This window comes from Candidatus Omnitrophota bacterium (genome assembly GCA_016209275.1).
In the GTDB taxonomy this organism is placed as follows: Bacteria; Omnitrophota; Gorgyraeia; order Aquiviventales; family Aquiviventaceae; genus JACQWM01.
On the sequence record JACQWM010000034.1, the window covers coordinates 1 to 11754 of the forward strand.

The window sequence follows — 11754 nt, forward strand, 5'->3', positions numbered from 1 at the left end:
GATCAACAAGTTCAACAGCTCATGTACTTGCTTGAGCAACATACTCATCATCCAGGTGGCTAAAGTACGACTTTACCCTTGGTTAATGACCAATTACCAAATTCCAATGACCAAACGGTTTGGTCATCGGTGCTTGGTCATTGGTAATTTTGTGTCACGTTGCACAGACGCGATTACGTCCTTCCCGTTTGGCGCGGTAGAGCCGCCCATCGGCAAGGCGGATCAGCTCTTCTTGCGTCTCGGCATCCGCCGGATATGAGGCGACACCCACCGACACGGTGACCCCGCCTCCTGCCACACCTCCGGAGCCAGCCAGCGGCTCCTTGGATCGGGTCCCCCAATCGGCATGGCGCTCTACCCGCCGGCGGAGGCGCTCGGCGACCTCCGCGGCCATCGCACCGCCGACCTGCGGAAGCACGATCAGGAACTCCTCGCCGCCGTAGCGGCCAAGGAGTGCCCCCTCCGGTGCCGCCGCGCGCAAGAGCCGTGCGAGATGCTTGAGAATCAAATCCCCGGTCGTATGGCCGAAGGTGTCATTGTAGGTCTTGAAATGGTCGATATCGAGTATCAGCAATGCGACAGGCGCTTTCATGCGGGCGGCGCGCGCCAATTCCACCGCCAGCTGCTCCAGCAGCGGCCGGCGCAGCATCACGCCGGTCAGCCCATCCGTCATCGCCAGCTCCTGGGTGCGCGCAAAGAGCATGGCATTGGCGACAGCCGTCGCGATGAGGTCGGTCACAATCCCCAGCAGCCGCAAATCATCCTGCGTATAGCGGTCGGGTGATGCCGCATCCAGCCGCAGCACGCCCGAGGGGCTGTGGCCCACCAGCAGCGGGCAAGCGATCACTGAGCTGATCGTCCGCTCGGCCCCAACCGCCATCGGAAAGCGAAAATCCCGCCGCACCTCATTCACCAACAGCGGCACATGCGAGCGCAGCACATGGCGGTCAATGTGATCCCCCTGCTTCAGGCGGATGGGGGCGGACCCCTTGCGGCGTTTGGAGGCCACGAGCGAAAGCCCCTGCCGAGCGGGATCCACCAACAGCAGCAGGCACGCATCCGATTTGCCGATGAGCTCAAAGGCTTGCTCCACCGCCAGCCGGACCACCGCGTCCAGGTCGGTGAGATGGCTGAGGCGCTCCGCGAACGTTTGCAGCTGCGCGTAGCGCTCCATTTTCTTCTGCAAGGCTTCGCGGGTCTCTTGCGCGCGCGTCATCGTCTGTGTGGCCACCGCCTGCTCTTCCTGCACATCCTCCACGAGCTGCAGCACGCCGTGCAGCTGTTGGATCTGCTGCTGCTTGCGCCATGCCGCAAGCCCCATGAGGGCTAGCCCGGCGACCAGCGCCCCAGCGCAGCCGCTGCGAGGCTGCGCGGCCCACGCCCAGGACACCACCACGAGCGCGATGGCGCTGACCCCGAGGCTATGGCGAATCGAATAGAACATCCAGGCGGCAATCGAGATCGCGATGAGCGAGAGGCACAGCAGCGGCACGAGATAGGGGACGTCGGGGAGGCGATGCGTCAGCGCAAGAGCAAGGACCGCGCCAAGCAGTGCCACCATGCCGGCCAGCAGGCCACGGATGGATAGCGGTGCGGCAATAGCGGCTTCAGTGTCCATCTGATCGGTGACCCGGTGACCGAGTGGCCAGGTGAGGACGAGCAGCGGAAAACGCGCTTGACCGCCTGGTCACTTATACGATGGCGATTTCGGTCTGCGGGTCGAAGAAGTGGGCCTTGCCCATATCGAAGACCAAGTCGAGATCTTGGTTGACCTCCGGGCGGTCATGCGGCCCAACCCGCGCGATCAAGGTATGCGACCCAACCTTCAGATGCAGATAGACTTCAGCGCCCAGCGGCTCCACCAGCTCAACGGTGGAGCGCATGATGCAATCGCTGGGCGCTTCGGTGATGAAGAGCTTATCGTAGAGATCTTCCGGGCGGACCCCGAAGACCACCGGCCGGCGCTCATAGGCGGCCAGCGATGCCGCCATCTCCTCGACAATGCGCAGCCGCAGCGCGCCGTCGCTGAAAAAGTAGTCCTGGCCCACGCGCTGGATCTTTCCCGCGAGAAAATTCATCGGCGGCGAGCCGATGAAGCTGGCGACAAACTTATTGGCTGGGTGGTCATAGATGGTCAGCGGATCGGCCACCTGCTGGATGGTGGATTTATTGATCACCACGATCCGGTCGCCCATCGTCATGGCTTCAGTCTGATCGTGGGTCACGTACACCATCGTCGTCTGCAGCCGAAGATGCAGCTTGTGGATTTCGGTCCGCATCTGCACCCGCATCTTGGCGTCCAAGTTGGACAGCGGCTCATCGAACAGAAAGACCACCGGCTTGCGCACGATGGCGCGCCCCACCGCCACCCGCTGCCGCTCGCCGCCGGAGAGCTCCCGGGGCTTGCGCTGCAGCAGCGGCTCGATATTCAAGATCGCGGCCGCCTCCCGCACCCGCTGCTCGATCTCGCGTTTGGAATAATTCCGCAGCCGCAACCCGAAGGCCATGTTGTCATGCACCGTCATGTGGGGATACAGCGCGTAGTTCTGGAACACCATCGCGATGTCGCGTTCTTTGGGCGGCAGATGATTGACGAGCTTCTCCCCGATCCAGATCTCGCCGACCGTGGCGTCCTCCAGCCCGGCGATCATCCGCAGCAGGGTTGATTTGCCGCAGCCGGAGGGCCCGACAATCACGAGAAACTCGCGATTCTCCACCGTGAGATCCGCCTCCTTCACGGCCACGACACCGCTGGGGTACGTTTTTGAGACGTGCTTGAGGATGACTTGGGCCATCACGAGGATTGTCGATTGTGGATTGTGGACTGTGGACTGATATAGCTCACCAGGGAGGCGAGGCGAGCCTTCATCTCGCGGCGATGGACGATGAGATCAATGAGGCCGTGCTCCAGCAAAAACTCTGAGCGCTGAAACCCCTCCGGCAGCTTTTGGCGGATCGTCGATTCGATCACGCGCGGCCCGGTGAAGCCGATCAGCGCTTTGGGCTCGGCAATGATCAGATCGCCCAAGGTGGCGAAGCTCGCCAAGACGCCGGCCATCGTCGGGTGGGTCAGCACCGAAAGAAACAGCCCGCCGGCTCGATCGAACCGCATGAGGGCGCCGGAAGTCTTGGCCATCTGCATCAAGCTCAAGACCCCTTCTTGCATGCGCGCCCCGCCCCCGGAGCCCGAAATGATGATCAGCGGCAACTGCTGCTCGGTGGCCCGCTCGATGGCCCGGGTCAGTTTTTCTCCCACCACGGAGCCCATCGAGCCCATCATGAACCGGGAGTCGGTGACCCCCACCACGACCGGATGCCCCTCGAGCAACCCCTTGCCGGTCAGGCACGCATCCGCCATGCCGCAGGCGCGCTGGGCCTCCTGCACCTTCATCGGATACGGCTCCGGCACATTAAAGCGCAGCGGATCCATCGGCCGAAGCTCCGTGTCCCATTCTTCGAACGTGCCGTCATCGATCGTCAGGCTCAACCGCTGTCGGGCGGGCAGCGAAAAGTGGAAGTCGCATTTCGTGCAGACCCACAAGCTTTCTTCGAGCGCCTTGTTGTAGAGCAGCTGGCCGCAGCCGTCGCACTTCGTCCACAAGTCGGTGGGAATATCGCGCTTCGACTTTCGACCAGGGCTTGATGGCTGCCGGCTGAATAGTTTCATGGTCTCGGGGAGTCAATCGAGAGAGTTATGCTAGCACAGGCAGGCAAGGAAATAAAGACGATATCAGATATGAAACGGCCGTTTCATATCTGATATCGCTCTTAGTTTACCACAATCGTCGCCCCGGCTAGGGCGTTGTTGGTTTCGTTGCTCTCCGTCCGCTGGCGGGTGTCATCGGCGATCGCCCCGAGGTAGTAGGTGGCCGGCGTCACGGCGGTGGGGATGGTGACGTTGATGCTGATGGGCCCGTTACTCGCTCCTGCCGCGAGGCTATTGATGGATCGGTAGCCGAGCCGCCGATCCCCGCTCGTGATCACCGAGTCGGTCGAGAGATAGAGCCCGACGTAGAACGAGGCGGCGCTGCCCACCCCTTGGTTGCGAACGGTGGAGCTGAGGCTGATGGCTTGCCCGCGAGTCGCACTCGCTGGGCCAGTGAGGGCCGTCATCACCAGATCCGCCCCGGGGGTGATGGTCACCGGGGTCGCGGTGGCCAGGGTGTTGTTGGTCTCGTTGGTTTCCACCCGGGCGTTGGTAAAGTCCGCCTTGGCCAGGATAGAGTAGGTGGCCGGAGTCAGGGCTGCGGATACCGGCAGGGTGGTTGTGGCGGTGGAGCTAGCACCCACGGCGAGGCTGTTGAGCGAGCGACTCCCCAGGAGGAGATCGCCTGGGCCGAGCAGCGGATCCGCCGAGAGGTAAAAGCCCACATAGAAGCTGCTGGCCGCGCCGATGCCCTGATTGGTCACCGTGTTGGTGATCGCCAGGGTGCTGCCGGTGACCGCGGTGGCGGAGGTGGTCAGTGTTGTCATCACCAGATCCGCGCCAGGACTTACGACCACGGCGTTGGCCGCTAGGCTATTATTCGTTTCATGGCTCTCCACGCGGCGGTTGGTGTAATCCGCCATCGCCCCGAGGATGTAGGTGCCGGGGGCGAGGGTCGCAGGAATCGTCACGGTCTGGGTCAGCGCACTGCTCGCGCCCGCCGCCAGTGTTCCCACGTAACGATAGCCCAGGAAGACGTCGCCGGTGGTGATCGTCGCATCGGCGGACAGGTAGAGTCCGATATAGAAGTCGGTCGTGGTCCCCGTGCCTTGATTCAGGACAGTGAAGGCCACCGGCAAGGGGCCGCCGGTCACGCCGCCGCCTCCACTGCTGAGTGCAGTCATGAGCAGATCCGCCCCTGGGGTGATGACGATCTGGTTGCCGGCGAGCGCATTGTTGGTCTCATTGGTCTCGCTGCTATTGCCGGCATAATCCGCAAGGGCCCCAAGATAATAGGTCGCCGGAGCGAGGGTGCTGGGAATCGTCACGACGGTTGTCCCGGTCGAGGGGGTATTCGCCCCGAGGCTGCTGAGGTAGCGATAGCCGATGCGGCGATCCGCGGTCGTGATCATCGCGTCCGTGGAAAGATAATAGCCGACATAGAACGCCGTGGCCCCGACCGCTCCCTGATTCTGCACGGTATCCGTCAGGCTGATGGTGGCCCCGGTGAGCCCGGTGGCGGAACCGACCACGCTTTGCATGACCAGATCCGGTTTGGTGACTTGGAGCGTCGTGTTCGTGCAACGGCTATTGTTGCTTTCGTCGGTTTCGACCACCGCCTGCTCTCCATCGGCCATGGCACAGATGACGTAGGCGCCTAACGGTGTTGTCGCCGGCACGGTCACGCTGGTGTTGACAGCGCTGGTCGCGCCAATGCCTAAGGTGCTGAGCGCACGAGTTGCGGTGAAGGCCATGTCATCGCTGCCGCCATAGCTCGCATCGGTGGAGAGGTGGAAGACGACCTTCAGACTCGTCGAGGCCACCGCGCCTTGATTCTTCACGGCATTCGATATCATGATGGAGCTGCCTGGCCGCGCCGACGTAGCGGTTGTGCTTAGCGCGCTCATCAGCAGATCCGGACGCGTCACATCGCTGACGATGATGGAGACGCTTTCGCTATCGGTCAGGCCCACGATATCCGTCACGGTAAAGGTGACCACCACAGTCCCGGCTTGCGCATACGTCGGCGTCCAGGAAAATGTTTGCGTATCCGCGGCAAAGGTCGCACCCAATGGCAGCGGATTGGCGCTGAAGGTCAGCACATCGCCATTAACGTCGGTGGCGGTGACCGTGAAAGTGAGCGCCTGGCCCTCTGAAATCGTCTTGTCGCCGATCGGAGCTAACACCGGCGACTGAGCCACGTAGACGACGGTGATGGGCACGGTCAGCGTGGCACTGAGCCCGCCGGGATCTGAAATGTTGAACACCGCTTCGTAGCTGCCCCACTGGGCGTGGGTTGGGGACCAAGAAAATGTCCGCGTGACGGGATCAAAGGTCGGCGTGGCCGGCGTCAGGTCGCTCGGCGCTGTTCCTGAAAGCGGCCGCAGCAGCGTGAGAGAAACGCGCACGAGACTAAACGTCAGTGGATCATTGTCCGGATCCGATGCGTCGATGGTGAATTGCAGCGTGCCGCCGGCGTCAACGCTCTGAGGCGGCACCGGCACTGGCACCGGCGGCCGATTCACACGGCCGTTGTAGAAGCCTCCGGCTCCACCAACACTCACCGGCCCGATGGCGGCATCCGCCGGCACAATCGCGCGCACCTGCGTCTGCGACCAGGAAACAATTGAGGCGCGGCCGCGATTGCACGGGCGCAATGGCTCTATCGTTGGAATTTCGATGCAGGACGTCCAGTAAAATCGGACGCTGCCGAAATCGCCGAAATTCGTCCCGGTGAACGTGATCTCCGATCCAACGCCGCCACCGCTCATCCCGGTGATCCCAGAGGGCGAGACGATGCGCAGCAAGAGGCCATCGCTCGTTCCTTGCGCGGTTTGCACCGTGACCTCGCCGATGCTGCGGCCGTTATTCTGCGTCGTCACGTACACGCAGGCCTGCGTATCCGACCAGGAGACGACCGGTAACAACGTGCCCTCGAACAACACCGCCCCAGGACCCTGAGCTCCTCCGAAGCGAACTCCGATCGCGCAAAACGATCCCCCAGGCCCGATAACCGCAGGTTCCAGACGCTGAATCGCCGGACCGTTGCCCGACGGCGGTTCCCAGATGGTCTGCGCGCTCAACGTGTTGATCAACGAGACATTCGGCACATGATGGAGCAGCGTATCGTAGCTTCTAAGTTTCTCCTGCAGATCAAACAGCGAATCGCCCGGTGTGGCGTCATCTTGGGGGTTGCGGATCTTGATCGGGCCGGCCGTGTAGCCGGCGTGCGTGAACAAGCCCCAGTTGGACGGATGCGAATGATCCTTCAGCGTCCAGTTCGCCCAGTTCCACCCCTGGACATTGAATGTTTGAAGAGCATAATCCCACGAACCTTTTTGGCTAAAGGCGTTAAACTCGCCGATCAGCACCGGCACCTGATAGGTGGGTTGCGCCGCCGCAGCCAACGCCACCTTGCCGTCGATAAAGGCGCGGTGCGAGGCCACATCCTCGTCATAGCCGAAGTTGTAATAGTGGAATTGGTACATGACGTTCTGCCATCCCATCGAGGCTGGCGGCGGCAATGAATCCCAATCGCCCTTCCCCATCATCACGATCAGATGGTGGGGGTCGACGGCGCGGATCGCCAGGTAGAGCTGCGCATAGAAATCCCAGAGCGTTTGATTGGTCGGCGCGCCGAAGGGCTCATTGAGCAGGTCATAGCCGACGACCGCCGGTTCATCCTTATATTGCGTGGCGAGTTGCCGCCAGAATTCGATGGTGCGAGCTTGGTATGTTGGCCCCTCCACGGCATCGAAGAGTTTGCTGAAATTCTTTCGGCCGGTGTGGAACTCCAGGCTCTGACCGCCGGGCGCGCCGTGAAGATCCAGCAGCACAGAGATCCCGCGCGCCTTGCAGGCCTGGATGAGCCAATCGATCCGGGAAAAATCAATGTGTCCCTGCGCGTCTCGGATCCAATTGCCCGCGTCATCTTGGAGGTTGCGGTAGTAGATCGGCAGCCGCACAAACGTCAGCCCCATGCGCATCACGGCATCAAGATCGGCCTCCTGGAGGTAGCTCTGCTGATAGATGCTCAAGAACGCATCCGTGCCCCCGGCTCCATACTGGCGGCCCAGCACATCGCGAATGGTCCAGTCATCCTCGATGGGGTTGGCATCGGTCGTGCCAAGCCCGGTCATCCATGGCTCGATGAGCAACCAGCCGCCGAGGTTGACCCCTTGCAGATGCACCGGTTGTCCTGTCCCGTTCTCATCTTTCAACTGCGTGCCGCTGGTCTTGATATACGTCGGTGTCGTGGTGTATTGAAGCGGCGGACTCCAAGGCGTCGCATCGGCTAATTCTCCTGCCGGCGCATCACGGACCCCGCGAACGCGGTACCACTGCCCTGGCAGTGCTCCTACTGGCGGGAAGGGTCCTCCCGGCAGCGAGGTCCATGGGCCCCATCGACTCATCGCGTATTGCAGCTCATACGTTTGCGTCTGGGGAAGGGTGGTGGACGTCACGAAACCGGCTTTCAGTTGGCCGGGATCAATCAACACCGGCGGCGGAAGATATTCCACGGCCTCGGACCAATCCGACATATACGGCAATGGATTGCCGGCCGTGACCGCTTCCTCCCATCGCGCGCGGAACCAGCGGCGGCTCAGGGCGGTTGTCGGAGCGACCGGATCGCTGCCCTCGTAGATCGTCCGCCACGCAGAACTCTCCGGCCCATCGAGATTTTCTTGCACGCGATACAGGCCGGCTGACGGCACCGGCTGCCAGTGGATCCCACCCTGCCGCAACATCGTAGGATCATTGATCGCAGCATCAGGCCCGGTGGCCCGGATGTCATCGAGGTAATAGGTGCCGGGCCAATAAAACTGGATTTGGATTTTGTTCAGATCGCGCAAATTCAGATCCTGCGGAAGGGCGTTAAATGGCACCGTGATCTTGGTCCATCGGCCGGCGGGAATGGTTTGCTTCGTCCAGAACTCGACTTTGGTTTGATCGGTGAAGTGCGCGCCGTGATCGTAGAACTGCACGTTGAGGGTGTTGTCGAGCCCGTTCTCCGGCTGCGCGTAGACCCAGAGCGTGAGCCGATCGTTGAGCGCAGGGTTCAGGTCGACGCGCCAAAAAGTTTGGTCCAATCCATCAAGCCGCTGCTCCTGCGATTGGAGACCGGTGCCGCCCCACTTCTGCGTGCTGATCAGTTTCCAGGAATGAGCGCCCTCATGCGCCGGTTCCCCGCTGGCCGAAAATCCCGCCGAATCAGCATCGACCCATTTCCATCCGAAATCGCCAACACCGGAGCCGGCACGGAGCTCAGGCTCGAAGGCGGAATAGACCCGGTCTTCGCGCACGACCGCAATATCATCAAGGTAATAGGCGCCGGGGCTGTAGTTCTTGATTTCAATTCTCGTCACATGGGCAAGATCAAAATCGGCCGGCAGTTGGCTGAACAGAATCCCCAGCTGCGTCCACTCGGCGTACCGCGCCGTTTTCGTGGTCCAGACTTCAAACCCGCCCTCGGCGTATGCCCCCTGGTCAAACACTCGCACGCCGACGGTGTTCTCCGTAGGGCCGGACCAGCCGTAGACAAAGCAATCGCGGCGAGGAATGGAGAGGATCCAGAAGGTCAGGCGATCGTTCTTCGTAGGGTCGAAGTTCGCCACACCGGTCTGAGGTTCAATCGAGGTGGTATTCCAGTAGGCATAGCTCTCAACTTTCCACGCGCGCCGGCCGCCATGCACCGGCTCAGCCGCCAGCGGTTCAGGACCGCACTGGGTCAGCGGGTAGCCGCTTTTGACAAACCCGCCGCCGGCTCCGCTGGAAAAACCGGACGATGCCCCGCCCCCGGCTGAGCCATAGTAGGTGGAGCCGTTATCCGGCTCGAAATCTTGGAACACCTGACCTGCCTCAGCCGAGGCGGCGAGGAGAAAGATCGCAATCGCAAAGACCGCAGTCTTCATGCCACTATTGTGTGTTGATGGGTGAGAACGGATGGATCGCCAAGCCTGAGGGGACTTTGGGATAAAAATAGGTCGACTTCGGCGGCAGGGTGTGTCCTTGGGAGGCGATCGCGTAGATCTGCGGCAGCGGAATGCCTCGCAGAAACCACGCCGTGCCGGCTTGGCCTTGCGCCACCGCTTCAAATGCTTTCGGGGCCTCTGCCATATACGACACCCCGGTGCCATTGATCCCGACTTGCGGCAGCAAGAGCTGATGCAACAACGACACATCCAGCGAGGCCACGGGTGCGGGAACCGTTGGTGCGTGCAGCCATCGCTGCAGCGCCTCAGGGGCGACCTGAAGGCGGTACAACGCTCGACCGTCAAAGGCGCCGAATCGCCCCGGCCCTTCCTGCGGCTGCGACAGCCATTGCAGCAGCGACGCAAGATCCGGAGCCGTCTCAATGCGGCACTGCCCGCGCAGGGCGTCCACCGCCAATCCCCTGCCCGGCTCAAGCACGCGGTGGATCGGCCGCACCACCAGCCCGGGATCGGCCATCGAGACGAAATAGGTCATCACCGCATCATGGCGCTTGCGGTTGGCGTAGGCGACTTCAAACCGATGGTGGCCGTCGGCGATCAGCACAGCAACTGAAGCGAGTGATTGGGTGATTGAGTGCTTGAGTGATTGATCGGTGAGAGCCCAGAGCCGAATGGATTCGCCGTGCAACACCGCCTCGGCGGTCGGCGGCTGACGGGTGGCAGCGGTGAGCGCTGTCTGAATCTTCCCGCCTTCATCAGGATAGATGCAGAAAATCGGCTCCAGATTCGCCGGCACCGCCTCCATGAGTTTCGCGCGATCCTCTTTGGGTGCGGCCAGTGTTTGCTCATGGCGGAACACCGATCGCTCGATCCCCTCCGCAAGCTCAAGCAGCGCGATGAACCCCAGCCGCGACTGCTGCCGGCCATCGGCTGTGAAGGCGTGTTCAATGAGATAGAGGGCAGGTGCGGGATCCTGCCGAAGCATCTGTTGCTGCCGCCAGGCATTGAAATCGCTTCGCGCGCGGGTGTAACGATTATCGGTCGGCGTGTCGGACTCGTCTTGCTTGCCGAGGATGAGGCGGATGACATTATGCGGCGAGGCACGGTAGAGCTGCTCTTGCTCTTGCGCGTCGATCACGTCATAAGGCGGCGCAATCAAGCCGGAGAGCTCGCCGGCCCGATCGAGATCGTACCGCAACGCGCAAAACGGACGAATCATCACCATGAATTAAGGCCTTCGTACTTCTTCCTTCACCATCATTTTCGCTACATAGATGCCGAGCGCTGCGCCGATGGCATTGGCGATGGCATCCAGCAGCTCTGCGGACCGCCAGGGAATCATGGCCTGCACGAGCTCAATCGCGATCCCATACCCGACGGCCATGCTCCACGCGTTGCGAAACGCTCGAGGGCCGGCGCGAAACGCCCGGGCCAAGAGCCACGCAAAGAGGAAGTACTCGCACAGATGCACCAGCTTGTCAAAGTACGGGATCTCCGGCCCGCCCTCGGGAACCGGAATGACCGAGACGATGAAGAGGAAGACCGCATCAAGCCCTGCGAGGAGCCGCCACATCATCATGCTTCCATTATGACGCAATGGCGGCGATGACGAAAGAGGATTACGGTCCAACGGTGATCTGGCTGCCAGCCAGCGCGTTGTTGGTTTCGTTGGACTCCTTGACGCGGTTGGGAATCTCGAAGTCCGCGATCGCTCCGAGGGTGTAGGGGCCTGCGGTCACCGCGGTGGGAATCGTCACGGTCGTAGAGGCGGTGGAACTGGCGGTGGCGGTGCCGGCCGCTCCCAAGCTGCTGACCCAGCGGTAGCCGAGACGCCGATCCGCGGTGGTGATGACCGGATCGGTCGAGAGGTACAGCCCCACGTAGAAGCCGGCACTGCTGCCTGGCCCGTGGTTGGTCACCGTTGAGCTGAGGACGACACTCGTGCCCCGCGTGGCGGTGGCTGGGCCGCTGAGAGCGGTCATGACGAGATCCGCCCCGGGAGTGATCACGAGTTGGGTGGCGCTGAGGCTGTTGTTGGTCTCGGTAGTTTCGGCGCGGCGGTTGGTGTAATCGGCGATGGCGCCCAGGGTATACGTGCCCGGAGCGAGGGTGGCGGGGATGGTCAGCGTTGTGGTCAGGGTGGAGCTCGCCCCGATGGCGAGAGTGCCCAGGTAC

Annotated in this window: 7 protein-coding genes; all 7 read right to left on the reverse strand. The window is 62.0% G+C overall.

What is annotated here, in order from left to right; translation table 11 throughout:
* Positions 1–154: 154 nt before the first annotated feature.
* Positions 155–1618 carry a GGDEF domain-containing protein gene (locus HY737_05060; GenBank protein MBI4597757.1) on the reverse strand — a complete coding sequence of 488 codons (1464 nt, stop codon included), beginning with the start codon at positions 1616–1618 and terminating at the stop codon, positions 155–157.
* A gap of 73 nt (positions 1619–1691) precedes the next feature.
* On the reverse strand, positions 1692–2795 hold the full coding sequence (ugpC, locus tag HY737_05065; protein MBI4597758.1) for a sn-glycerol-3-phosphate ABC transporter ATP-binding protein UgpC: 1104 nt from the start codon (positions 2793–2795) through the stop codon (positions 1692–1694).
* Positions 2795–3667: an acetyl-CoA carboxylase carboxyltransferase subunit beta gene (locus HY737_05070; GenBank protein ID MBI4597759.1), complete on the reverse strand. Its 873-nt coding sequence runs from the start codon at positions 3665–3667 to the stop codon at positions 2795–2797. The genes ugpC and HY737_05070 overlap by 1 nt, the downstream gene beginning before the upstream one ends.
* A gap of 101 nt (positions 3668–3768) precedes the next feature.
* Positions 3769–9558: a cellulase family glycosylhydrolase gene (locus HY737_05075; GenBank protein ID MBI4597760.1), complete on the reverse strand. Its 5790-nt coding sequence runs from the start codon at positions 9556–9558 to the stop codon at positions 3769–3771.
* 4 nt (positions 9559–9562) lie between these two features.
* A complete protein-coding gene (locus HY737_05080) occupies positions 9563–10804 on the reverse strand; it encodes a DUF1015 domain-containing protein (protein ID MBI4597761.1) in 1242 nt (413 codons plus the stop codon).
* Between the two features lie 3 nt (positions 10805–10807).
* Positions 10808–11155: a VanZ family protein gene (gene vanZ / locus HY737_05085; protein MBI4597762.1), complete on the reverse strand. Its 348-nt coding sequence runs from the start codon at positions 11153–11155 to the stop codon at positions 10808–10810.
* Between the two features lie 43 nt (positions 11156–11198).
* On the reverse strand, positions 11199–11754 hold a 556-nt coding region (locus HY737_05090), incomplete at its 5' end, for a peptidase (GenBank protein MBI4597763.1).